Origin of the sequence: Mesorhizobium sp. M3A.F.Ca.ET.080.04.2.1 (assembly GCF_003952525.1) — a bacterium.
Taxonomy (GTDB): domain Bacteria; phylum Pseudomonadota; class Alphaproteobacteria; order Rhizobiales; family Rhizobiaceae; genus Mesorhizobium.
The window spans coordinates 3,106,403-3,128,482 of the sequence record NZ_CP034451.1; the positions used below are offsets into that span (position 1 = coordinate 3,106,403).

General features: G+C 64.4%; 24 protein-coding genes. 6 read left to right on the forward strand and 18 right to left on the reverse strand.

Annotated elements, in window-relative coordinates:
• Window positions 1-63 precede the first annotated feature (63 nt).
• Genes EJ074_RS14740 through EJ074_RS14750 form a run of 3 tightly spaced genes read left to right on the forward strand, consistent with a single transcriptional unit; the run spans window position 64 to window position 2,749 of the window.
• The gene (locus EJ074_RS14740) at window positions 64-1,098 is read left to right on the forward strand and encodes an ABC transporter ATP-binding protein (protein WP_095805067.1); all 1,035 of its coding nucleotides are present in this window, start codon (window positions 64-66) and stop codon (window positions 1,096-1,098) included.
• Entirely contained in the window at window positions 1,095-1,949 is an 855-nt protein-coding gene (locus tag EJ074_RS14745) for an ABC transporter permease (protein WP_095805068.1), read from the forward strand. Before EJ074_RS14740 ends, EJ074_RS14745 begins: the two co-directional genes overlap by 4 nt.
• Window positions 1,946-2,749 (forward strand): ABC transporter permease, encoded by an 804-nt coding sequence (locus EJ074_RS14750; RefSeq protein ID WP_095805069.1) that lies wholly within the window; start codon window positions 1,946-1,948, stop codon window positions 2,747-2,749. Before EJ074_RS14745 ends, EJ074_RS14750 begins: the two co-directional genes overlap by 4 nt.
• A gap of 43 nt (window positions 2,750-2,792) precedes the next feature.
• Here the strand turns inward: EJ074_RS14750 and EJ074_RS14755 are convergent, their stop codons facing one another.
• The 10 genes from EJ074_RS14755 to gcvA all read right to left on the reverse strand — a co-directional run bounded on the left by EJ074_RS14755 (window position 2,793) and on the right by gcvA (window position 14,334).
• The gene (locus EJ074_RS14755; RefSeq protein ID WP_095805070.1) at window positions 2,793-4,196 is read right to left on the reverse strand and encodes an MATE family efflux transporter; all 1,404 of its coding nucleotides are present in this window, start codon (window positions 4,194-4,196) and stop codon (window positions 2,793-2,795) included.
• 170 nt (window positions 4,197-4,366) lie between these two features.
• A complete protein-coding gene (locus EJ074_RS14760; RefSeq protein ID WP_095805071.1) occupies window positions 4,367-5,953 on the reverse strand; it encodes an FGGY-family carbohydrate kinase in 1,587 nt (528 codons plus the stop codon).
• A complete protein-coding gene (locus EJ074_RS14765) occupies window positions 5,950-6,633 on the reverse strand; it encodes an HAD family hydrolase (protein WP_095805072.1) in 684 nt (227 codons plus the stop codon). Before EJ074_RS14765 ends, EJ074_RS14760 begins: the two co-directional genes overlap by 4 nt.
• A gap of 18 nt (window positions 6,634-6,651) precedes the next feature.
• A complete protein-coding gene (locus EJ074_RS14770) occupies window positions 6,652-8,130 on the reverse strand; it encodes a mannitol dehydrogenase family protein (RefSeq protein ID WP_095805073.1) in 1,479 nt (492 codons plus the stop codon).
• A gap of 157 nt (window positions 8,131-8,287) precedes the next feature.
• Window positions 8,288-9,058, reverse strand: coding sequence for an L-iditol 2-dehydrogenase (locus EJ074_RS14775; RefSeq protein WP_095805074.1), 771 nt, complete (start codon window positions 9,056-9,058; stop codon window positions 8,288-8,290).
• The gene (locus tag EJ074_RS14780; protein ID WP_095805075.1) at window positions 9,055-10,059 is read right to left on the reverse strand and encodes an ABC transporter ATP-binding protein; all 1,005 of its coding nucleotides are present in this window, start codon (window positions 10,057-10,059) and stop codon (window positions 9,055-9,057) included. The genes EJ074_RS14775 and EJ074_RS14780 overlap by 4 nt, the downstream gene beginning before the upstream one ends.
• Window positions 10,060-10,100: 41 nt before the next feature.
• Window positions 10,101-10,925, reverse strand: a complete 825-nt coding sequence (locus EJ074_RS14785; RefSeq protein ID WP_095805076.1) for a carbohydrate ABC transporter permease — start codon at window positions 10,923-10,925, stop codon at window positions 10,101-10,103.
• Between the two features lie 12 nt (window positions 10,926-10,937).
• Window positions 10,938-11,810 carry a sugar ABC transporter permease gene (locus EJ074_RS14790; protein ID WP_095805077.1) on the reverse strand — a complete coding sequence of 291 codons (873 nt, stop codon included), beginning with the start codon at window positions 11,808-11,810 and terminating at the stop codon, window positions 10,938-10,940.
• Between the two features lie 140 nt (window positions 11,811-11,950).
• On the reverse strand, window positions 11,951-13,261 hold the full coding sequence (locus EJ074_RS14795) for a sugar ABC transporter substrate-binding protein (protein ID WP_095805078.1): 1,311 nt from the start codon (window positions 13,259-13,261) through the stop codon (window positions 11,951-11,953).
• A 164-nt stretch (window positions 13,262-13,425) separates the two neighbouring features.
• The gene (gene gcvA / locus EJ074_RS14800; RefSeq protein ID WP_095805079.1) at window positions 13,426-14,334 is read right to left on the reverse strand and encodes a transcriptional regulator GcvA; all 909 of its coding nucleotides are present in this window, start codon (window positions 14,332-14,334) and stop codon (window positions 13,426-13,428) included.
• A 110-nt stretch (window positions 14,335-14,444) separates the two neighbouring features.
• Here gcvA and EJ074_RS14805 point away from each other — a divergent pair, with 110 nt between their 5' ends.
• Window positions 14,445-14,630: a hypothetical protein gene (locus tag EJ074_RS14805; protein WP_095805080.1), complete on the forward strand. Its 186-nt coding sequence runs from the start codon at window positions 14,445-14,447 to the stop codon at window positions 14,628-14,630.
• A 21-nt stretch (window positions 14,631-14,651) separates the two neighbouring features.
• Here EJ074_RS14805 and EJ074_RS14810 read toward each other — a convergent pair whose 3' ends face one another.
• Both EJ074_RS14810 and EJ074_RS14815 read right to left on the reverse strand, forming a co-directional pair.
• Window positions 14,652-15,608 (reverse strand): sugar-binding transcriptional regulator, encoded by a 957-nt coding sequence (locus EJ074_RS14810; RefSeq protein ID WP_095805419.1) that lies wholly within the window; start codon window positions 15,606-15,608, stop codon window positions 14,652-14,654.
• Window positions 15,609-15,732: 124 nt separating this feature from the next.
• Entirely contained in the window at window positions 15,733-16,209 is a 477-nt protein-coding gene (locus tag EJ074_RS14815; protein ID WP_095805081.1) for an Lrp/AsnC ligand binding domain-containing protein, read from the reverse strand.
• Between the two features lie 139 nt (window positions 16,210-16,348).
• Between EJ074_RS14815 and EJ074_RS14820 the strand changes: the two genes are divergently transcribed.
• The gene (locus EJ074_RS14820) at window positions 16,349-17,368 is read left to right on the forward strand and encodes a 1-aminocyclopropane-1-carboxylate deaminase (RefSeq protein ID WP_095805420.1); all 1,020 of its coding nucleotides are present in this window, start codon (window positions 16,349-16,351) and stop codon (window positions 17,366-17,368) included.
• A gap of 121 nt (window positions 17,369-17,489) precedes the next feature.
• Entirely contained in the window at window positions 17,490-18,122 is a 633-nt protein-coding gene (locus EJ074_RS14825; RefSeq protein ID WP_095805082.1) for an HAD family phosphatase, read from the forward strand.
• An 81-nt stretch (window positions 18,123-18,203) separates the two neighbouring features.
• Here the strand turns inward: EJ074_RS14825 and EJ074_RS14830 are convergent, their stop codons facing one another.
• The 6 genes from EJ074_RS14830 to EJ074_RS14855 all read right to left on the reverse strand — a co-directional run bounded on the left by EJ074_RS14830 (window position 18,204) and on the right by EJ074_RS14855 (window position 22,021).
• Window positions 18,204-18,962, reverse strand: coding sequence for a class II aldolase and adducin N-terminal domain-containing protein (locus tag EJ074_RS14830; RefSeq protein ID WP_095805083.1), 759 nt, complete (start codon window positions 18,960-18,962; stop codon window positions 18,204-18,206).
• Window positions 18,963-19,083: 121 nt separating this feature from the next.
• A complete protein-coding gene (gene ureG, locus EJ074_RS14835) occupies window positions 19,084-19,758 on the reverse strand; it encodes an urease accessory protein UreG (protein ID WP_095805084.1) in 675 nt (224 codons plus the stop codon).
• On the reverse strand, window positions 19,755-20,195 hold the full coding sequence (locus EJ074_RS14840; protein ID WP_095805085.1) for a DUF3995 domain-containing protein: 441 nt from the start codon (window positions 20,193-20,195) through the stop codon (window positions 19,755-19,757). Before EJ074_RS14840 ends, ureG begins: the two co-directional genes overlap by 4 nt.
• Window positions 20,192-20,899: an urease accessory protein UreF gene (locus tag EJ074_RS14845; protein WP_245454877.1), complete on the reverse strand. Its 708-nt coding sequence runs from the start codon at window positions 20,897-20,899 to the stop codon at window positions 20,192-20,194. The genes EJ074_RS14840 and EJ074_RS14845 overlap by 4 nt, the downstream gene beginning before the upstream one ends.
• Window positions 20,856-21,419 carry an urease accessory protein UreE gene (ureE, locus tag EJ074_RS14850; RefSeq protein ID WP_095805086.1) on the reverse strand — a complete coding sequence of 188 codons (564 nt, stop codon included), beginning with the start codon at window positions 21,417-21,419 and terminating at the stop codon, window positions 20,856-20,858. The genes EJ074_RS14845 and ureE overlap by 44 nt, the downstream gene beginning before the upstream one ends.
• Window positions 21,416-22,021, reverse strand: a complete 606-nt coding sequence (locus EJ074_RS14855; RefSeq protein ID WP_095805087.1) for a glutathione S-transferase family protein — start codon at window positions 22,019-22,021, stop codon at window positions 21,416-21,418. The genes ureE and EJ074_RS14855 overlap by 4 nt, the downstream gene beginning before the upstream one ends.
• Window positions 22,022-22,080 lie beyond the last annotated feature (59 nt).

Genomic DNA, 22,080 nt, shown 5'->3' on the forward strand with positions numbered 1-22,080 from the left:
CATCGACCTGACCGGCCGCCGGACATTGTCCGGCGGTCCTCGCAGTTCAACGAGGGGTGAGCCATGTCCGGCCTCAACATCAACAGCATCACCAAGAAATTCGGCAACTTCGCCGCCGTCGACAATATCCAGCTGAACGTCCCGCACGGCACTTTCGTGTGCCTGCTCGGGCCATCGGGCTGCGGCAAGACCACGTTGCTGCGCATGATCGCCGGGCTGGAAGAACCGACCAGCGGCGCCATCCTGCTCGACGGCGATGACATCACGCCGCTGCCGACGCACAAGCGCAATCTCGGCATGGTGTTCCAGTCGCTGGCGCTGTTCCCGCACTTGTCGGTCGGCGACAACATCTCCTACGCGCTGCGCATCCGCGGCGCTTCCAAGGACGAGCAGCGCAAGCGCGTCGACGAGTTGCTGGCACTGATCCATCTGCCCGGCTTCGCCGACCGGCCGGTGACGAAATTGTCGGGCGGCCAGCGCCAGCGCGTGGCGATCGCCCGGGCATTGGCGCTGTCGCCAAAGCTGTTCCTGCTCGACGAGCCGCTGTCGGCGCTCGACGCCAAGCTGCGCGAGGCAATGCAGGTGGAACTGCGCCAGCTGCAGCAGCGGCTCGGCATCACCACCATCGTCGTCACCCACGACCAGCGCGAGGCCATGACCATGGCCGACCTCGTCGTGGTCATGGGCCACGGCAAAATCCTGCAGGCGGCGCCGCCGATCGAGATCTACCGCAAGCCGGCCGACGCCTTCGTCGCCGACTTCATCGGCATCACCAACCTGCTGCCGGCGGAGGTCGACAGCGCCGGGCGCACCACCATCCTCGGCACCGCCATTCCAGGCCTCACGATGCCGGCAGGGTGGCGCACAGCCTCGGTGTCGATCCGGCCGGAGGATGTGCATCTGGGCAAGCCCGGCAGTGGTATCAACGGCGAGGTCAGCTTCGTGCGCGATCTCGGCGGCACGATCGAGACCTTCATCGATGTCGGCGGCACCAGCATCGTCGCGGTGACGACACCGCGTCAGCGTCACGATGTGCCGGTCGGCGCCAAGGTCGGCGTCGTGCTGCCGCCCGAAAGCTGCGTGGTGCTCGGCTCATGAGACGCGACACCCCCAAGTCGGTAGCCGACTACACGCCGCTGTTCTTTCCGGGCCTGATGCTGATCATCTTCTTCGTCATCCCGTTCTCAACGATGATCGTGGTGAGCTTCTTCAGGCGCAATCCCTCGGGCTTCTACACGCCGGATTTCGTCATCGACAACTACGCGCGCTTCCTGTCCGCTTTCTTCGGCGGCGTGCTCGGTTTCTCGCTGATGCTGGCGGTGCTGGTCGCCGTCTGCTGCGTGGCGATCGCCTTTCCCTTCACCTATCTCCTGACCAAGCGGCCGCGCCATGTGCAGACCCTGTGGCTGGTCGGGCTGCTTTCGGTGCTGTCGCTGTCGGAAGTCATCATCGGCTTCGCCTGGTCGACGCTGTTCTCGCGCACCGCGGGGATCACCAACCTGTTCGTGGCGATCGGCTTGATGGACAAGCCGGTGGCGCTGCTGCCGACCTTCGGCGCGGTGCTGACCGGCATGGTCTACCAGGCGCTGCCCTACACGATCCTGGTGCTCTACCCGGCGCTGGTGCGCCTCGATCCGACCCTGCTCGAGGCGGCGCGCACGCTCGGCGCCTCGCCGGTGAGGGCCTTCTTCAACGTCGTTGCGCCGGCGCTCCGGAACACAATCGTGGCGACGTTGATCATGGTCTTCGTTTTCGCGCTCGGCTCCTATCTGCTGCCGCAGATCCTCGGGCGGCCGCAGCACTGGACGCTGTCGGTGCTGATCACCGACCAGGCGATCTACCAGTCCAACATGCCGTTCGCGGCGGCGATGGCGGTGTTCCTGGTGCTGATCTCATTGGCGCTGGTCGGCATGACGCTGCTCGTCGGACGCAAGGAGAACGCGCTATGACCGCCACCTGGCTTCGCCGCCTTTACTTCACCGTCGTCGCGCTGTTCCTGGCGGCGCCGCTCATCGTCGTCGCCGGCGTCTCGATCAACTCGCGGCAGGAACTCACCTTCCCGCCGGTCGGCTTCTCGCTCGCCTGGTATGCGCAGATCTTCACCGATCCGGAATGGCGGCTGGCGCTGATCCATTCGGTGACACTGGCGGTGTGCTCGGCGGCGATCGCAGTCGCTATCGCGCTGCCGCTCGCCTGGTTCCTGTGGCGCCGGATCGCGCCCTGGGCGAACATATTCCAGGTGCTCGGGCTGGCGCCCTTCATCCTGCCGCCGGTGATCACGGCGCTCGGGTTCCTCAGCTTCTGGGCGACGGTCGGTCTGTTCGGCCAGTTCTTCACCGCCATCATCAGCCACGCGATCTTCTTCGTGACGCTGCCGCTGGTGACGCTGTCGCTGGGCTTTGCCTCGATCGACCGCTCGCTGGTCGAGGCCGCCGCCACCATGGGCGCCGACGACCGCAAGGTGCTGAAGACCGTGGTGCTGCCGCTGATCCTGCCTTACCTCGTCTCCGGCTACGCCTTCGCCTTCGTGCTGTCGCTCAACGAATACATCGTCGCCTACATGACGATCGGCTTCACCACCGAGACCCTGCCGATCAAGATCTTCAACGCGCTGCGCTACGGCTACACGCCGACCATGGCCGCGGTGTCGGTGTTCTTCGTGGCGGTGGCGGCGCTGGTGTTCGGCGCGATCGCGCGGTTCGGCGACATCCGCAGGCTGCTCGGCGCGATGTCGTCCGACGGCAGCTGACCAGACGAAAACGGCTGCGGGTTGGCTCGCGGCCGTTTGTTTCTCAATGCCCGAAGGATAGTGCAGGCGCGATGCGGTCGCGCCGCAGCCAGCGCACCAGCAGCAGGGCAGCGACGACGGCAAGTCCCGACGACAGGCCGATCCAGATGCCGACGCCCTGGAGGCCGAAACGAAAAGCGAGCAGCACGCCGAGCGGCAGGCCGATGCCCCAATAGCCGATCGCGGCATAGATCATCGGGACCTTGGTGTCGTGCAGGCCGCGCAGCATGCCGGCGGCGACGGCCTGCGCGCCGTCGAAGATCTGGAACAGCGCCGCAAAGGCCAGGAACGACCCCGCAAGCGTGATCACCCTGGCATTGGCCGGATCGGCGAGGTCGATGAAGGCGCTGATCAAAAGATGCGGGCACAGGATCATCACCAGCCCCATCAGCGCCATGAAGGACACGCCCATGACAAAGGCGGTCCAGCCGGCGCGCGACACGCCGTGCGGATTGCCGGCGCCATGGGCGAGACCGACACGCACGGTCACCGCCTGGTTGAGGCCGAGCGGCACCATGAAGCTGATCGAGGCGATCTGAATGGCGATCGCGTGCGCGGCCAGCGAGTCCGCATCGATCAGGCCCATCAGGAGTGCGGCGGCGTTGAAGATCGTCACCTCGAAGGCGAGGATGCCGGCGATCGGCAGGCCAAGCCGAAGCAGACCCTTGAAGCGGGGCCAGTCGGAGCGCCAGAAACGGCCGAACAGGCGATAGCGGCGGAACCTCTTTTCCAGCATCACCACCGCCGCCAAGCCGGCAAACATCAGCGTGCTGGATAAGGTGGTGGCAAGGCCGGATCCGGCAATGCCCATCGAGCGGACGCCGAGATTGCCGAACATGAAGACCCAGTTGAAGAAGACGTTGCAGGCGACGGCGACGAAGACGATGGCCAGCGCCCAGCCCGGCCGCTCCAGCGCCGAGATGAAGGAGCGCAGCACGATATAGCCATAGAAGGGCAGCACCGCCCATTGCAGCCAATGCAGGTAGACGCCCGCCTGATGCGCCAGCTCCGGCTTCTGGCCCATCGCCAACAGCACCTCTTCGCCATGCCAGAGGAAGATCCAGATCGGCACCGAAACGAGGATCGCCAGCCACAGACCCTGGCGCACGGTGCGGCGCAGGTCGCGCACCGAATGGCGATGGCGACCGAGTTCCGTCGCCATCATCGGCGAGGTCGCCAAAATCAGGCCGAGCCCGAAGATCAGCGGCATGAAATAGATGTTGGAGCCAAGCGCGCCGGCCGCCAGCGTATCGGGGCCAAGACGGCCCATCATCATGACGTCGGTGGCGGTCATGGCAGTCTGGCCGAGATTGGTGAGCACCATCGGCCAGGCGAGCGCCAGCGTCGCCCTGATTTCCTGACGCCAAAGATTTTCCGGCGCGCGAGCGCCGGCTTCGATCACAGACATTTTCCGCTCTTCCGACCGCGGCGCATCGGGACAAAGGCCCGGAAGCCGCAAGGCAAACGGCGAAAATGGGCGCCGTTTGCGTCGTCTTGTGAACGAAACGCGACATAATGGCAAGCAGGAGGAGCGCCCAGCCATTGAGCCAGCGGGAGTGGGCCGGCGGCGAAAGTCCGCTATTCTATTGCGTCGAGCGCGCGCCGCTGCCGGTGCATTTCCAAGAAAATGCGGTAGTCGCGATCGAAGCGCGGGGCTGCGGCGGGGTTCGAGGCACGCGTCTTGCCGCCCTGCTGCATGGCAACGCAGGCCGCGTTCAGGTCGGGGTAGAGACCGGCAGCTGTCGCCGCCACCATGCCGGTGCCGAGCAGCACCGCCTCGTCGGCCAGCGGCTCGATGACGGTGCAGCCGGTGGCATCGGCATAAAGCTCCATCAGCAGCGGATTCTTAGTGTGGCCGCCGGTGACATGCAGCGTGTCGATCAGGTAGCCGTTCTCGTTCAACGCTTCGAGCACATGGCGCACGCCGAGCGCGATGCCGACGGCGGTGCGCCAGTAGAGCCTGCACAGGCTGTCGAAGGAGGAATCCAGCGTCAGTCCGCTCACGACGCCGACCGCGTGCGGGTCGGCAAGCGGCGAGCGGTTGCCGTGGAAATCCGGCAGGACGTGCAGCCGCGCCGCCAGCGCCTCGCCTTCCGCGGCGCGCAGCTCGGTGACGCGCCTGGCGATCCTGGCATGCATCGCCGCATCCGGCTCGCCGCCGGCGCCATGCCAGCGGATGATGTGGTCGAGCAAGGCGCCCGTTGCCGACTGGCCGCCCTCCGACAGCCACAGCTTCGGCAAGGCCGCGCCGTAATACGGCCCCCAGACGCCGTCGAAAGGCTGCGGGTCCCGCGACATCGCCATGACGCAGGACGAGGTGCCGGCAATCAGCGCCAGATGACGGCTGATATTCGTCTCGTCGCTGGCAAAGCCGCCGAGGACACCGAGCGCGCCGGCATAGGCGTCGATGAGACCTGCGCCGACCCGGCATTTTTCGGTCAGGCCGAGCTCGGCCGCGGCCTGCGCTGTCAGCGGACCGATATCGGCGCCGACCGGGCTCGCCTTTTCCGGAAGGCTGCCGTGCTCGAAGAGATCATCGAGGCCGACGAGCGCGAAGAAATCGCGTCGCCAACCGGTTTCCTCATGCGCGAGATAGGTCCATTTGGCCGTCAGCGTGCATTGCGAGCGGGCGAGCGAGCCGGTCGCCTTCCAGGTCAGGAAATCGGCGAGATCGAACAGATAGCCGGCTTCGTTCCATGTCCCGGGCAGGTTGCGCTTCAGCCACATCAGCTTCGGCGTTTCCATCTCCGGCGACATCACGCCGCCGATATAGCCGAGCACGGCATGGCCGCTCCTGGTGCATTCGTCGGCCTCGGCGATGGCGCGATGATCGAGCCAGACGATGGTGTCCCAGCGCTTCTCGCCGCTGACCGAGACGCTGAGCTGGCCGCCCTGCCTGTCGCGAACGACCAGCGAGCAGGTGGCATCGAAGGAAATGCCGACGATATCGGCGGCAGCGACATTCGCTTTGTCGCGCGCCGCACGTACGGCGGCACAGACGGCCGACCAGATATCCTGCGAATCATGCTCGGCGTGATCGGCCTTCGGCTGGTGCATGGCGATCGGCCGCTCGGCACGCCCCAACAGGTTGCCGGCAGAGTCGAGAATGCCCGCGCGAGCGCTCCCGGTGCCGACATCGACCGCGCAAACGAAACTCGTCGTCAAGATGCTTTTACTCTCGCTCCCAGGCCTGCAATCAGATCGGGCAATTGCAGCATGTCAGCGAATATAGAGTCCGGTTCCGTCGACGCAAGCCGCGCCTTCAAGGCGGGGTTGTCGGCATGCGAACCGCCGGTGAAGGCAAAGACCCGCATGCCGGCCGCCCGTGCCGCCGCGATGCCGGCCGGGCTATCCTCGATGACCAGGCATTTGCGCGGATGCGCGCGCATGGCGGCGGCGGCATGGAGAAACAGATCCGGCGCCGGCTTGCCGCGCTTGACCATGGCGGCGCTGAAAAGATGCGGCTCCAGCAACGCCAGCAGGCCGGTGACGTCGAGCGCGTAGCGGATACGCTCCAGCGTGCCGGAAGAGGCGACGCAATAAGGCAGACCAAGCCTTGGCAGGATCTCCTTGATGCCGGGGATCGGCGCTAGTTCCTCACTGAATTTGCGCATCAGCTCGGAGCGCATGGCGGTCAGGTGCTGGTCGCTGATTTCGAGCCCGAAATCGCGGCCGAGGATCTCGCGCACGCTTTTCATGCTTTTGCCGAGGAAATGCTCATAGGCGGCATCTTCGCTGACCGTGCCGCCGGCAAGCTCGATCATGTCGAGCAGCGCCGAGACGGACAGCGCTTCGCTATCGACCAACACGCCGTCACAGTCGAAGATGACCAGATCGGGCGTCATCCCGGCTGTTTCCAGGACTCAGAGCTTGCCGGCGAGATAGCGCGTCAAGGTTTCGCGCGCGCCGTTCGCCCACAGCGCGTTCAGCGCATGGGCGAAGGCTCCGGCGAAGCCGGCGGAGCGGCCGACATCGCCGTAGATGTCCTCCATGGCAAGCCAGGCGCCGGGCGCATCCTTGGCGGCTTTCGCGCTCGCCTGCATCCGGTCCCAGTTCGGATCGTTCGGCTCGATGACGGCGCCGCTGTCGGTGGTGCCGAAGCAGTAGCGGCACCAGAGCGCCGATTCCAGCGCCAGGCCGGTGATACTTTTTCCCGCCTTCAGCCGGTCGGCAATAGTCGGGATGATGAACTTGGGCTGCCGGTTGGAGCCGTCGAGGCACAGCCTGCGGATGGTGTCGCCGATCTTCGGGTTAGAGAAGCGGCGTTCGATCAGCTGGTAGTAGTCCTCCAGCACAGTGTCGGGCACCGGCGGCACCGTCGGGATGATCTCGTCGCGCTCCAGCTTGGCGAGGAAGCCGCGCACCAGCGGCTCCTGCATCGCCTCGTGAACGAAATGGATGTCCATCAACCCGGCCGGATAAGCGATGGTGGCGTGCCCGCCATTGAGAATGCGGATCTTCATCAGCTCATAGGGCGCGACGTCTTTGACGAACTGCACGCCGGCCTTTTCAAGCGGCGGGCGGCCGGCGGTGAAATGATCTTCCAGCACCCATTGCTTGAACGGCTCGCAGAAGACCGGCCAGTTGTCGTCCAGCCCGAAGTCGCCGGCCAGGATGCCGCGCTCGCGGTCGGTGGTGGCCGGCGTGATGCGGTCGACCATGCCGTTCGGGAAGGCGACTTTGTCCCGCACCCAGTCGGCCAGGTCCTCGTCGATCAGCCGGGCAAGGCCGATGACGCCATCGGAAGTGACATGGCCATTGTGAGGGATGTTGTCGCAGGACATGACGGTGAAGGGCACGATGCCGTCGGCGCGCCGGCGCAGCAATCCGGCAAGGATGATGCCGAAGACGGTTTTCGGCACCGCGCCTGGCTGAGCATCCGCAACGATGTCGGGATGGGCCGGGTTGAACTTGCCGGAGGCTGGATCGATGAAATATCCGCCTTCGGTGATGGTCAGCGAGACGATCCGTATCGCGGGATCGGCGAGTTGCTCGACGATCGCGTTTGCATCCCCGGGCATCAGGAAGTCGATCATGGCGCCGGTGACGCGGGCGCTCATATGGCCCTGGTCCTGCTCGACCACCGTGGTCAGCCAGTCCTGCTCCTCGAGCCTGGCACGGCCGAGCTTTTCGCCCTCGAACACGCCGGCGCCGATCAGCGCCCAGTCATGTCCGAGCCCGGAATTGAACAGGTCGTCGAGATAGACGGCCTGATGCGAGCGGTGGAAGTTGCCGACGCCGAAATGCACGATGCCGGCTTTCAGCGAGGAGCGGTCGTATTTCGGGCCGGAAACCTTCGAGGGAAGCGTTGCGAGGTTGGAGGAAGAGAGTTTCACGGTCATCTTGCTTACCCTTCGGCCGATCTGCAGCCCAACAATTCCGTCTCGATCGGGAGAGCGGTGAGGGACGGCGCGGTTGTTCCGCGCTGCCCCTCACCAGCCCCGCGGCGCATTCTCTCCGGAGGAAGAGAGAAGCACCTTCCCCCTCAACTCATCCGCTTCAACTCATCCATTGGCCGCCATCGACGTTGTAGGTCTGGGCGACAATGTATTCGGCCTCGTCGCTGGCCAGGAACACGGCCATGCCGGCGAGGTCCTCCGGCTTGCCCATGCGGCCGTAAGGCACGCCTTCGCCGACCAAGCGCTTCTTCTCTCCCTTCGGCCGGTTCTCGTACTTGGCGAACAGCGCGTCGACCTGATCCCACATGTCGCTCTCGACGACGCCGGGGGCGATGCCGTTGACGTTGATGCGATGCTTGATCAGGTCGAGCCCGGCCGACTGGGTGAGCGAGATGACCGCGGCCTTGGTGGCGCAGTAGACGGCGACCAGCGGCTCGCCGCGCCGGCCGGCCTGGCTCGCCATGTTGATGATCCTGCCGCCCCGGCCAGCCGCGATCATCGAGCGGGCGGCGGCCTGCAGCATGAACAGCGTGCCGGCGACATTGACCGCGAACAGCTTCTCATAGCTCGCCTTCGTGATCTCCACGATCGGCGCCAGATCGAAGATCGCCGCGTTGTTGACCAGCACGTCCAGACCGCCGGCCCTCGCCTCGACCGCCTGCACCGCGGCATCGATCGAGGCCTGGTCGGTGACGTCCAGCTTCAAGGCGTAGGCCTTCCCTCCGATCCCGGCCGCCGTCTTCTCCGCGGCCTGAAGATCGATATCGGCAACCGCCACAGTTGCCCCTTCGCGCGCATAGGCTTCGGCGAAGGCCTTGCCGATGCCGCGCGCCGATCCGGTGATCAGCGCCGATTTGCCTTTCAGCCTCATTGCAGGAGCGCCTTCCCGTCGGCGCCGAAGCGATGGAGCTTGGCCCTGTCGGGCGTCAGATAGACGGTGTCGCCGTGCTTCACCGCGACCTCACCGTCGGCGCGCACATTGATTGTGCCGATGCCGTCGGTCTGGACATGCAGGAAGGTGTCGGAGCCGAGATGCTCGGCAACGCCGACCGTCGCCTTCCAGTCGCCGGCCGTGGTCGAGATGTTGATGTGCTCCGGCCGGATGCCGATGGTCTTGGCGCCGTATTTGTCGGCCGGCGCGCCTTCGATGAGGTTCATCTTGGGCGAGCCGATGAAACTGGCGACGAACAGGTTCTTCGGCGTCTTGTAGAGTTCCATCGGCGAGCCGACCTGCTCGATGTTGCCGGCATTGAGCACGACGATCTTGTCGGCCATGGTCATGGCCTCGACCTGGTCGTGGGTGACGTAGATCATCGTCGTCTTCAGCTGATGATGCAGTTCGCTGATCTCCAGCCGCATGGTGCCGCGCAGCGCCGCGTCGAGATTGGACAGCGGCTCGTCGAACAGGAAGGCCGAAGGCTGGCGCACGATGGCGCGGCCGATGGCGACGCGCTGGCGCTGGCCGCCGGAGAGCTGGCCCGGACGGCGCTCGAGATAGTTGGTGAGGTTCAAGACGCGCGCGGCGTCCTTCACCTTCTTGTCGATGGTTGCCTGGTCCTCGCCCGCCATCTTCAGCGGGAAGGCGATGTTCTTGGCCACCGTCATATGCGGATAGAGCGCGTAGGACTGGAAAACCATGGCAAGCTTGCGCTTGGCCGGCGCCTCGCGGGTGACGTCGCGGCCATCGATGCTGATCGTGCCGCCGCTGGTGTCCTCGAGACCGGCGATCAGACGCAGCAGCGTGGACTTGCCGCAGCCCGACGGCCCGACGAACACGACGAACTCGCCGTCCTCGATGACGAGGTCGATATTCGGAATGATGGTCGTCGACCCGAAGGACTTGGAGACGTTCTTGAGCGTGATATTTCCCATGGTTTCCTCCCCGGGGATTTCGTCCGCCGCTTGCGGCGCTGTTACTTCACCGCGCCAAATGTCAGGCCGCGCACCAGCTGCTTCTGGCTGAACCAGCCCATGATCAGGATCGGCGCGATCGCCAGCGTCGAGGCCGCCGAGAGCTTGGCCCAGAACAGGCCTTGCGGGCTGGAGAAGGAGCTGATGAAGGCCGTGAGGGGCGCGGCGTCGGTGGTGGTCAGACGGATGGTCCAGAACGCCTCGTTCCAGGCCAGGATGATGTTGAGCAGCATGGTCGAGGCGATGCCGGGCACCGCCATCGGCGTCAGCACATAGATGATCTCGTTCCACAGCGAGGCGCCGTCCATGCGCGCCGCTTCGAGGATCTCGCCCGGGATCTCGCGGAAGTAGGTGTAGAGCATCCAGACCACGATCGGCAGGTTGATCAGCATCAGCATCACGGTCAGGCCGACGCGGCTGTCGAGCAGGCCGGTGTCGCGGAAGATCAGGTAGATCGGAAACAGCACCGCGACCGCCGGCATCATCTTGGTGGAGAGCATCCACATCAGGATGTCCTTGGTGCGCTTGGTCGGCGAGAAGGCCATCGACCATGCCGCGGGGATCGCGATCAGCAGCGCCAGCACGGTCGAGCCGACCGACAGGATCACCGAGTTCAGGAAGAACTTGAAATAGCCGCTCTGCGCCTGCACCTCGGCATAGCTTTCGGTGGTGCCGGACGGGAACAGGGCGAAGCCCTGGATCGCCTCCTGCTCCGACTTGAACGAGGTGATGATCGTGTAAAGGATCGGGAAGAAGATCAGCAGGGCGACGATCCAGGCCGCGGCCGTGGCGATCGTCTTGTGCTGGGTGGTGACTGCGCGTGCCATCCTATCCTCCCTTTACTTGTCCAGGTTCTTGCCGACGGCGCGCATGACGAAGAAGGCGACGATGTTGGCGAGAATGACGGCGATGACGCCACCGGCGGATGCCTGGCCGATTTTGAATTCCAAAAGCGCCTTCTGATAGACGAGGAAGGGCAGGTTGGTGGAGGCGTAGCCCGGACCGCCATTGGTGGTGACCAGGATCTCGGCATAGACCGAGAGCAGGAAGATGGTCTGGATCAGGATCACGACGGTGATGGCGCGCGACATGTGCGGCAGCGTCAAATAGATGAAGCGGCTGATGAAGCCGGCGCCGTCCATCTCGGCCGCCTCCTTCTGCTCGCCGTCAAGCGATTGCAGCGAGGTGAGCAGGATCAGCGTCGCGAAGGGCAGCCACTGCCAGGCGACGATCAGAATGACCGCTGTCAGCGGGTGCTGACCGAACCAGTCGATCGGTTGCATGCCGAAGAAGCGCGCAATATCGGCGAAGACGCCGTATTGCGGATGCATGATCATGTTCTTCCAGACCAGAGCCGCGACCGGCGGCATGACGAAGAAGGGCGAGATGACGAGGATGCGCACGATCCCCTGCCCCCACATCGGCTGGTCCAGGAGCAAGGCCAGCAGGATGCCGCCGATCACGGTGATAGCCAGCACGCTGACGACGATTGTGAGCGTGTTCAGGATCGACTGCAGGAAGGCCGGGTTGGAATAGAAGAGCTTGTAGTTGGCGAAGCCGACGAACCCATCGCGGATCGGATTGAGCGGGTTGTACTGGAGGAACGAGAACCAGAGCGTGAAGACCAGCGGCACGATCATCCAGATGAACAGCAGGATCACCGATGGCGCCATCATGAAACGGGCAAGCGAACGGGTTTGCTGAGTAGCCATGACGGTCACCCTCCAAAGGTCAGCCAGATTTTCAGAGCCGTGCCAGTATTTTTCAGCTGCGAAGGTGGCCGCCCGAACTGGGTTTCGGGCGGCCGTTGCCGGTCATGATGCGCTACCGGCGTTCGGCACCGGGAGGAGCCTTACTTGATGTAGCCGCCTTCGGTCATCGCCGCGGTGGCTGCGTCCTGGGCCTGCTTCAGCGCGTCGTCGACGCTCGACTGGCCGGCGAGGGCTGCCGAGAAGAGCTGGCCGACGGTGGTGCCGAGGCCCTGGAATTCAGGGATGGCGACAAACTGCACGCCGACATAGGGCACCGGCTTGACGGTCGGATGCGTCGGGTCGGCAGCGTTGATGGAGTCCAGCGTCATCTTCGCGAACGGCGCCGCCTTCTGGTACTCCGGATTGTTGTAGAGCGAGGTTCGCGTTCCCGGCGGAACGTTGGCCCAGCCTTCCTTCGAAGCGACCAGCTCGAGATAGCCTTTCGACGTCGCCCAGGAGACGAACTTCTGCGCCGCATCCGCCTTCTGCGTGCCGGCGGGGATAGCCAGCGACCAGGCCCAGAGCCAGTTGCCGCGCTTGCCGAGACCGGTATCGGGGGCCAGCGCGTAGCCGACCTTGTCGGCGACCTTGGAGGCCTTCGGATCGGAGACGAAGGAAGCGGCGACGGTGGCATCGATCCACATGCCGCACTTGCCCTGCTGGAAGAGCGCCAGGTTCTCGTTGAAGCCGTTGGATGAAGCGCCCTCCGGGCCGTCGGCCTTCATCAGTTCGACATAGAACTGCAGCGTGTTCTTCCATTCCGGCTGATCGAATTGCGGCTTCCAGTTCTCGTCGAACCAGCGGGCGCCGAAGGAGTTCGACATGGCGGTCAGGAAGGCCATGTTCTCGCCCCAGCCGGCCTTGCCGCGCAGGCAGATGCCGTTCACGCCGTTGGCGCGGTCGGTCATCTTGTCAGCGGCTTGCTTGATGAAGTCCCAAGTCGGGGCGTCGGGCATCTTCAGCCCGGCCTTCTCCATCAGGTCCTTGCGATACATGACGAAGGAGCTCTCGCCGTAGAAGGGCGCCGCATAGAGCTTGCCGTCGACCGAGAGGCCGCCGGCGATGGCCGGGATGATGTCCTTGACGTCGTAATCGTCGCCGAGCTTGTCGAGCGGCAAGAGCCAGTTCTGCTTGGCCCAGATCGGAACCTCATAGGTGCCGATGGTCATGACGTCGTACTGGCCACCCTTGGTGGCGATGTCGGTGGTCACGCGCTCGCGCAGCACGTTCTCTTCGAGCGTGACCCAGTTGAGCTGGATGTCAGGGTTCTTCTTGGTGAAGTCGTCGGTCAGCGTCTGCATGCGGACCATATCGCCGTTGTTGACGGTGGCGATGGTGATGGATTCGGCATGCGCGGCGAAAGCGAAGGCGCTGGCCGATAACAGGCCAAGGGTGAGCGTGCGAAGTTTCATCAAAATTCCTCCCTAAAACCAAGTTGAGCATTTGCCTTGGCTTTGGGCAATTACTCACTTAGCGTGAATTATGTCAAGCCGGAATCGATGCTGCATCGCAGCACAAATCGACGCCGCGCGGCCCGGAGGGGCGCTGGGCGAGGTCTGACTTGATGTCGGGAACTTTACTGGGAGGCGATCTCGGAGAGGATCCAGTCGCGGAAGGCACGGATCTTCGGCACGTTGCGCCGCGCCGTGGGATAAACCAGCCAATAGGCATGCCCGTCGTCGCCGACCAGGTCGAAGGGCTGGATCAGGCGGCCGTCGGCGAATTCGTTCTGGAACAACGCCTTGGTGACGATCGCCACGCCTTGCCCCGCAATCGCGGCATTCGCCTCGTAGGCCTGCGCACCCATGCTGGTGCCAGGCCGGCTGGCGAGTTCTTCCGTCGGCAGGCCGGCGAGCGCGAACCATTCCTTCCACCAGATGTCGCCTGGATCGAGGATCGGCAGCTTCAACAGATCGGCCGGCTCCTTGACGCCGCCGATGCTGGCCGCGAGCTTCGGGCTCAGCACCGGTGTGAAGTCGGCCTTGAACAGCATGTGGGTTTCCACTCCCGGCCAGTTGCCGCCGCCGGAACGGATGGCGATGTCGATGTCCTCGCGGGCAAAATCGACGACCCGGTTCGAGGTGTCGACGCGCACCGCCAGCGAGGGATGCGCAACCTGGAACGAGCCCAGATGCTGCGCCAGCCAGTTCGAGGCGAAGGTGAGCAAGGTGGAGACGCAGAGCACGCCGTCGGCGCCGGCTCGGGCCGCCGCATAGGCGCCGCTCAGCAGCGCGAACGCCTCGCTGACGGCCGGTGCCAGGCGCTGTCCGGGTTCGGTCAGTTCGATCTGCTTGGGCCGGCGCAGGAACAGGGGCGCGCCGATGCGCTCCTCGAGCAACTTGATCTGATAGCTCGCGGCGGCCTGAGTCATGCCGAGCTCCTCGGCGGCCTTGGTGAAGGAGAGGTGCCTCGCCACCGCCTCGAACACCCGGATCGCCTGCAGCGGCGGGAGCTGGACATTCTGCCGGGCGGTGAGTTCGGGCATAAGGCCTCTTTATGGGTCATGATCGACGTTTGATTGGAAGCAATGGCCAATCGAGCCGATATCTGAGGTCGACGATCCGTCCAATTCAAGTCTAGCGGAGGCTGACGACCATGACCACGCTTCAGGAAAAGCTCGTTTCGATCCCTGCGAATGGCTGGTTTTCCGCGCTGACGCGCGAGTTTTCACGATTTTCGCGCCGCAGGCGCGGATATATCGACGTCAGGGAACTGTCGCCGCATCTGCAGCGGGACATGGGCTTTCTCGACGGCAACGATCCGCTCGGGCGCCACAAGTAGCCAGCTCTCTTTTATCAGCGATCAGCTCCCGAGCAAGGCCGCCGCCGTGCGCTCATCGGTGATGAGGCCGTTGACCAGCCGCCGGTTCACGGCGGCCAGGATACCCGGCAGCTTGCGCTCGCCCATGGCGAGCGCAATGACCAGGGACTTCTCGCGCGAAGGCAGCGCGGCCGACGACACCCGGTCGTTGGTGATGCCCTCGATCATGCGACCCTCGCGATCGAACACCCAGCCGACGATCTCGGCGACGCCGCCGGCCTTCTGCAGCGCCTTCAGTTCCGTTTCGGAAATGAAACCGTCCTCATAGAGCGGCGCTTTCGGGCCGAGATCGCCGATGCCGACGAAGGTGACGTCGGCCTCCGCCGCCAGCGCCAGCGTCGGCTGGATCATCGGCTGGTTGAGCAGCATCTCGCGCTCTTCCGGCGAGGAGGCGATGACCGGCAGCGGCATCGGAAAGGAGCGCGCCTTGACGCGGTCGGCCATGGTGAAGATGACGTTGTAGAAGGCCGCCGAACCGTCCGGCGAGATGTTGCCGGTCAGCGACACGACCTTGTGCTGCGGGCACTCCATCGGCGGAAGCTGCTCGATTGCCGCCTTCAGCGTGCGGCCGGTGCCGATCGCCATGACGATGGGCGTCGGCGAGCGCAGCCGCCGTTCGATCTCGGCGGCGGCCGCCTCGGCGACGCCGATCGTGGTCGAGGACGAGGTCGGATCGCTCGGCACCACCTCGACCAGATCGAGCGCAAAGCGTGATTTGAGCCGTGCAGCGAGGTCGAGGCAGTTGGCGATCGGATGATCGACCCTGACCTTGATCAGCCCTTCGGAGACGGCCAGCGACACGAGACGCTGTGCCGTCTGCCTGGAAATACCCAGCGTCGCGGCGATCTGGTCCTGCGTGTTGCCGGCAACATAATAGAGCCAGCCGGCGCGCGCGGCGTCGTCCAACCTTGTGCTGCCGGCTTCCTGTCGCGCGTTCACGTCCGCCTCCCCGAAACTGCGCATAGCTTACAGCGAATGCAGCCATGCGCAATTGTCTATTGAAAGAGCATTTGCTTGCCTGAAATTGCAGCGGCCGCGGGAGACGTTCCTCCGCATAGGGCCGTCAAAACGGCAGGCGCGCGTTCTCCTTGACCTCCTTGAGGACGAAGAAGGTGCGTATCTGCCTGACGCCCGGCAGCGTGATCAGCTTCTGCCCGTGCAGCTTGTTGAAATCCGCCATGTCGCGGACGCGGATCTTCAGCAGGTAGTCGAAGTCGCCGGCCACCAGATTGCAATCGAGCACGTCCTTCATGGTCAGCACCGCTTTCTCGAAGGCGGCGAAACTCTCCGGCGTCGAGCGGTCGAGAACGACGCCGACCATGACCAGCGTTCCCAGCCCCACGGCGGCCGGCGAAACCTCCGCCCTGACGCCGGTGACATAGCCCTCCTCGAAGAGCCGCTGGGTACGCCGATGGCATGTCGCGGGGCTGACATTCACGCGCACGGCGAGTTCGGCATTGGTGAGCCGGCCTTCCGCCTGAAGCGCGCGCAAAATCCTGACGTCGACGCGATCGAGAGTCGTTGTGAAAGATTCTTCCAAAATTTGGCTGCCAAATGATCGAATGCTGCGAAATCTGTATCACGGCATAGCTGGCAAGCAAAGGAGCCCTTGAAGATTGAGAGCACCTTTCGCGAGCTTTTGCTTATCTTTCCAAATGTCATTTTTCGGAGCCTGGTCGATGTCGCTGCTGGAGAAATTCGAACGCTACAAGCTCACTTTCGGCCCGACGCCGATCGAGCATCTGCCGCGGCTGACCGCGGCGCTTGGCGGCAAGGTGCAGGTCTATGCCAAGCGCGACGACTGCAATTCCGGCCTGGCGATGGGCGGCAACAAGCTGCGCAAGCTCGAATATATCGTGCCGGACGCGATCGCCTCGGGCGCCGACACGCTGGTGTCGATCGGCGGCGTTCAGTCCAATCACACGCGAATGGTAGCGGCGACGGCCGCCAAGCTCGGGATGAAGTGCGTCGTCATCCAGGAGAAGTGGGTGCCGCACTACGACGCCGTCTATGATCGCGTCGGCAATATCCTGATGACGCGCCTGATGGGCGCCGACAGCCGGCTGGTCGATGACGGTTTCGACATCGGCATCCGCAAGAGCTGGGAGGACGCCATCCAGTCGGTGAAGGACGCCGGCGGCAAGCCCTATCCGATTCCGGCGGGCGCCTCGGTGCACAAATATGGCGCGCTGGGCTATATCGGCTTCGCCGAGGAAGTGGCGCAACAGGAAGCGGAACTCGGCTTCAAGTTCGACTATATCATCGTGTGCGTCGTTACCGGGTCTACCCAGGCCGGCATGATCGTCGGCTTCGCCGCGCAGGACCGGGCGGATCGCGTGATCGGCATCGACGCCTCAGGGACGCTCGAGCAGACCCGCGCCCAGGTGCGTCAGATCGTCGACAACGCCGCCGAACTGGTCAGCCTCGGCCGCAAGGTCCGCGAAGACGAAATCGTCATCAATCCCGACTACGCCTATCCGGCCTACGGTGTGCCATCGGAGGAAACCAACGAGGCGATCCGGCTTGCGGCGCGCACCGAGGCCATGATCACCGACCCTGTCTATGAAGGAAAATCGATGCAGGGCCTCATCGATCTCACACGCCAGGGCTTCTTCCCGGCAGGTTCGAAAGTGCTCTACGCCCATCTCGGCGGCGCGCCGGCACTCAACGGCTACAGCTACTATTACCGGGAAGGCTGACCGGCCGATCTGAGTCACCAAGCCAGTTCCAGCATCAAGGCGCTTCCAGCCCGCCAATCGACGGCAGGGCGGTTTATCTCGGTGGCGAAACCCATTAAGGGGATCGGCAAAGGAGCCTTGCATGACGCCGAGAGCGGTTTTCTGGGATATGGACGGCACGCTGGTCGACAGCGAGCCGCTGCACGAGGCGGCGCTGATCGCCGCGCTGCGCAGCGTCGGCATCGCGCCGCCGACCAACCTGCATGAGCGCGTGCTCGGCATCGCCGCCTGGCCGGTGTACGAGATGCTGCGCGACGAGTTCGGCCTCGACCTGCCCTTCGACGACTGGATCGTGCGCAAATACGACCACTACCTGCCATTGGCCGAAACGCTGAGGCCACGGTCGGGCGCGATCGAAGTGTTCCACGAATTGCGGGCGCAGGGAATCGAGCAGGCCGTGGTGTCCAATTCCGACCGGCTGATCGTCGACGCCAATCTCAGCGCGGTCGGTCTCGTCTATCCCGGCATGCATACGGTGAGCCGCAACGACGTGCGCCAAGGCAAGCCGCATGCGGAGCCCTTCCTGCGCGCCGCCTACCTCGCCGGTGTCGATCCGGCGGATGCGGTCGCCGTCGACGACAGCCATACCGGCGCCATGGCGGGACTTGCGGCGGGAATGAAGACGATCTTCTGGCCGGAGGCGCCGATGGAAGGGCCCCCCGGCGCCATCGTCATCAACAGCGCCGAAGAGCTGCGAGCCGAACTCGGACTCTGAACGAGTCGCAAGGTCGCTACCGCCCCTCATCCGCCCTTCGGGCACCTTCTCCCCGTATGGTGACGGGAGAAGCAAGAAGCTTCAATTCCGGTAGGCGGGCTCCTCCTCGTCGAGGATCGCCTTCAGCTCGGAAAGATGGCGCTCGGCCTGGCCGGGATAGTCGTCCATCTCGCTGGCCGTCTTTTCCGCGATCTCGTCGGAGAGCCTGCGCAACGGGCGGCCGGTCCACAGCGCCTTGATGTAGGTCTCGGCGGCGCGCTCGAAATAGAACATGCGGTTGAAGGTGTCGGCGACAGTGTCGCCGATGACCATCACGCCGTGATTGCCCATGACCATCACCTTGACCTTTGGGTCGTTGAGAAGCTGCGAGCAGCGCTCGCCCTCTTCCTCGAAAGCCAGCCCGCCATAGTTGGCATCGACGACATGGCGATTGAAGAACATCGCCGAGTTCTGGTCGATCGGCGGCAGCGTCGAGTCAGCCAGCGAGGCAAGAACCGTAGCGTGGATCGAATGCACATGCATGACGCAGCGCGCATGCGGCACGTTGCGATGAATGGCGCCGTGCAGGCCCCACGCGGTCGGGTCCGGGGCGTTGGGGCCGGACAGCGTGTCGGGGTCGCTGGCGTCGATCAGGAGCAGGTCGCTCGCCTTGATGCGCGAGAAATGTACCTGGTTCGGGTTCATCAGGAACTTGGTGCCGTCCTCGTTGACGGACAGCGAGAAGTGATTGGCCACCGCCTCATGCATGTTCAGGCGCGCGGTCCAGCGGAAGGCGGCCGCGAGATCGACACGCTCTTCGTAGTAAGGCAGGTTGGTCTTCTGCAGGCGGGCAAGGCTCATCGCAAATCCTCCGGTGTCCCGGAGCATGCCGTGCAAGGCGGTGGCCAGCAACCGCAAACTGGTGGGTCAGGCCGTCACGCAGTTCGGTGTCCGAAGACGCTGGCTGCTTCCAATAGTCATTTTACGCAGTTCCGGACGGAAAACCGCTGTGCATTTTTTCCGGGATCGCTCCAAGCCGCGCCGATTGCAGCCCGCCATGCTCGACAATGAAGTCGATCACCTCCTGCAAGCCCTTGCCGCGCGATAGATCGGTGAAGGCGAACGGCCGTTTGCCGCGCATGCGGGCGGCATCCGCCTCCATCACGTCGAGGTTGACGTTCACATAGGGCGCGAGGTCGCTCTTGTTGATGATGAGGAAATCGGAGCGGGTGATGGCCGGGCCGCCCTTGCGCGGGATCTCCTCACCCTGGCAGACCGAGATGACGTAAAGCGTCAGGTCGGCGAGATCCGGCGAGAAGGTGGCGGCGAGATTGTCGCCGCCGGATTCGATGAAAACAATGTCGAGGCCGGGGAACTTCTTGTTCAGCTCGGCGATGGCCCGCAGGTTGATCGAGGCGTCCTCACGAATGGCCGTATGCGGACAGCCGCCGGTCTCGACGCCGACGATGCGATCCTCCGGCAGAGCCTGCAGGCGCGCCAGCATCATGGCGTCCTCCTTGGTGTAGATGTCGTTGGTGACGACGGCGATCGAGAACTGGTCGCGCAGAGCTTTGCAGAGCTTTTCGGTCAGCGTCGTCTTGCCGGAACCGACGGGGCCGCCGATGCCGATGCGAAGGGGACCGTTGGGCTGGCTCATGCCGGAAACTCCGTGATGGCGAGAACCGCGAAGCCTGCCCCGATCAGCAGGCAGAGCGGCGAATAAAGGCGCTGGTCGAGCCGGGCGAAAGGCTGCTCCGGCGCAAGCCGGCGCCACCAGGGCGTGAAGCCGGCTATGCCGCGGCCGAGGAAGACGAGGCCGATGAGCAAGGCGGTGGTGGCGAGCCCCTCTCTCGGAAAGGGCGTGGCGAATAGACCTGCGAGCGCCAGCGGCCAGAGCGTAGCAAGCGCAAGGCAAGCGGCAACCGCGAAGCTCGCCACGGGCGACGGCATCTCGTCGACGCCGCGAAAGCCGACGACGGCACGGGCGCAGGATTTGGCGTCCGTGCCCGGCCAGATGCCGCCGAGGCCCCAATAGACATGCAGCGTGGTGATCAGAAGCAGAACCAAGGAGATGATCAAGGCAAGGATGATCATGAGCGGAACAGTCGCGAATATTGGGTTTCGTGCTGCATGGCCATGATGTCCGACACGAAGGCCGAGCCGCCGAGATCGTCAAGCGAGGACCTCGCCGCGCGGGTCGCCGTCGCAAGTGCCAAAGGCTCGAAGCCGGCCAACAATGATGTGGCATCAACCTGACCGAGGACGCCGAGCCGGATCGCGGCCTGCAGGAGATTGGAGAAGAACGCCTGCAGAAAGGCGGAAAGCGCCTCGGCAAGGCCGATGCCATGGCTGCCGGCAACGGCGCCGACCGCAACGCAATAGGGACAGTCGCTCGGCAGGCGTTCCAGCGCCGGGCATGGCCATGCGGATGCGGCCTTGAGAAAGGCCGCGCCCTGCAGCATGGTTTCGAGGTGGCGCTCCTTTGAACCGGCAAGCGCCTCTGCAAGCGTGGCAAGCTCCGCCAGATCGCCGCCGTCCCGCGCCCGCCGCCAGCTTTCGGCGAACAGCACCGCATCGTTCCAACCGGAGCCCATCTCGACCAGCGTCTCCAGCCAGCCGGCAAGATCGTCGCGATCTGAGATCAGCCCGTCATGCACGGCGCGCTCGATACCATGGCTGTAGGAATAGCCCCCGACCGGAAAGGACGGCGACAGCCAGGCCATCAGCCGCAGCAGCGCTATGCCGGACGGCTGCTCAGTCATGGTGATGGTGATCATGACCATGCTCATGGCGGTCATGACCGTGATGATGGTGATGATGGTCATGCGCGTGGCCGCCATGGTCGTGACCATGTCCGGAATAGGCGCCGCGTACCGGACTGAACGGCTCGGACACTTCGCGCACCACAGCGCCAAGCCCTTCCAGCATCGCTTTGATGACATGGTCGCGCAGGATGAGGATGCGGTCCTCCTCGATCGCCGCTGCGAGATGGCGATTGCCGATATGCCAGGCGAGTTCGGTCAGATGCACGGCGTCGCGGGCGCGGACGTCGTAGACCTCTTCCGGCGCGGCGATAATCTCGAGCTGCCGGCCGTCCTCCAGCACCAGCCGGTCGCCATTGTTGAGCGCCACCGGTTCGGGCAGATCGACCAACACCTTGCTGCCAGTTGCCGTTTCGATGGCGCGGCGGCGCAGATGCCGCTCGTCATGCGCCAGCACGGCCTGGTCATAGGGTGCCACCGCTTCCGCCGCCCCGGCGGATAACACCCGGACGGCGCGCGGGAATTTGGTGAAATCGGTGGTGATGTTGAGCTTCATTTCATGGCTCCGCCATTAGCCTGCGATCTTGCACGAGCGGGTCGCGACAGCACGCGATCAAAATAGGCCTTGACCCGTTCGGATTCGATCGGGAATCGACCGGCGCGTGCCCAACCGCCCATGTCGCCGAGCAGGACATCGACGGCCGAGAAGCGGTCGCCAAGCGCGAACGGCTTGTCGCCAAGCCGCCGATTCAGCGCCTTCACCTCGGAAGCGAAATCATGGGCCGCGGCCGGGCCGACATCGACCCGCAGCTCCTTGGGCAAGATGAAGCGGTGACGCAGCTTGTTCCACAACGGCGCCTCGAATTCCGACTGGGCAAAATGCATCCAGGAATCCATCTCGGCGCGGCCGGCGAGACCGGGACCGGCGCCCATGCCCTTTTCCGCATGCTTGTCCGCCAGATAGACGCAGATCGCCGCCGAATCCGTGATCCTCAGATCGCCGTCGATCAGGATCGGCACCTTGCCGGAAGGATTGAGCGCAAAGGCCTCCGGCGAGCGCAGCTTGACCTCGACGAACTCGTAGGGCTGACCGAGTTCCTCGAGCATCCACAGCACACGGCTGACCCGTGAGCCTCGCGATCCGACAGCTTTGTACATTGTTGAATCTTTGCCTTTTTCCGGACCCTAGACCATCCCAGCCGTCAGACCAATGGCGG

Bases quoted from the DNA above. Each gene is read 5' to 3' on its own strand.
- EJ074_RS14740 (WP_095805067.1), top strand. From the start codon at position 64: ATGTCCGGCCTCAACATCAACAGCATCACCAAGAAATTCGGCAACTTC.
- EJ074_RS14745 (WP_095805068.1), top strand. From the start codon at position 1,095: ATGAGACGCGACACCCCCAAGTCGGTAGCCGACTACACGCCGCTGTTC.
- EJ074_RS14750 (WP_095805069.1), top strand. From the start codon at position 1,946: ATGACCGCCACCTGGCTTCGCCGCCTTTACTTCACCGTCGTCGCGCTG.
- EJ074_RS14755 (WP_095805070.1), bottom strand. From the start codon at position 4,196: ATGTCTGTGATCGAAGCCGGCGCTCGCGCGCCGGAAAATCTTTGGCGT.
- EJ074_RS14765 (WP_095805072.1), bottom strand. From the start codon at position 6,633: ATGACGCCCGATCTGGTCATCTTCGACTGTGACGGCGTGTTGGTCGAT.
- EJ074_RS14770 (WP_095805073.1), bottom strand. From the start codon at position 8,130: ATGACCGTGAAACTCTCTTCCTCCAACCTCGCAACGCTTCCCTCGAAG.
- EJ074_RS14775 (WP_095805074.1), bottom strand. From the start codon at position 9,058: ATGAGGCTGAAAGGCAAATCGGCGCTGATCACCGGATCGGCGCGCGGC.
- EJ074_RS14780 (WP_095805075.1), bottom strand. From the start codon at position 10,059: ATGGGAAATATCACGCTCAAGAACGTCTCCAAGTCCTTCGGGTCGACG.
- EJ074_RS14785 (WP_095805076.1), bottom strand. From the start codon at position 10,925: ATGGCACGCGCAGTCACCACCCAGCACAAGACGATCGCCACGGCCGCG.
- EJ074_RS14790 (WP_095805077.1), bottom strand. From the start codon at position 11,810: ATGGCTACTCAGCAAACCCGTTCGCTTGCCCGTTTCATGATGGCGCCA.
- EJ074_RS14795 (WP_095805078.1), bottom strand. From the start codon at position 13,261: ATGAAACTTCGCACGCTCACCCTTGGCCTGTTATCGGCCAGCGCCTTC.
- gcvA (WP_095805079.1), bottom strand. From the start codon at position 14,334: ATGCCCGAACTCACCGCCCGGCAGAATGTCCAGCTCCCGCCGCTGCAG.
- EJ074_RS14805 (WP_095805080.1), top strand. From the start codon at position 14,445: ATGACCACGCTTCAGGAAAAGCTCGTTTCGATCCCTGCGAATGGCTGG.
- EJ074_RS14820 (WP_095805420.1), top strand. From the start codon at position 16,349: ATGTCGCTGCTGGAGAAATTCGAACGCTACAAGCTCACTTTCGGCCCG.
- EJ074_RS14825 (WP_095805082.1), top strand. From the start codon at position 17,490: ATGACGCCGAGAGCGGTTTTCTGGGATATGGACGGCACGCTGGTCGAC.
- EJ074_RS14830 (WP_095805083.1), bottom strand. From the start codon at position 18,962: ATGAGCCTTGCCCGCCTGCAGAAGACCAACCTGCCTTACTACGAAGAG.
- ureG (WP_095805084.1), bottom strand. From the start codon at position 19,758: ATGAGCCAGCCCAACGGTCCCCTTCGCATCGGCATCGGCGGCCCCGTC.
- EJ074_RS14840 (WP_095805085.1), bottom strand. From the start codon at position 20,195: ATGATCATCCTTGCCTTGATCATCTCCTTGGTTCTGCTTCTGATCACC.
- EJ074_RS14845 (WP_245454877.1), bottom strand. From the start codon at position 20,899: ATGACCGCCATGAGCATGGTCATGATCACCATCACCATGACTGAGCAG.
- ureE (WP_095805086.1), bottom strand. From the start codon at position 21,419: ATGAAGCTCAACATCACCACCGATTTCACCAAATTCCCGCGCGCCGTC.
- EJ074_RS14855 (WP_095805087.1), bottom strand. From the start codon at position 22,021: ATGTACAAAGCTGTCGGATCGCGAGGCTCACGGGTCAGCCGTGTGCTG.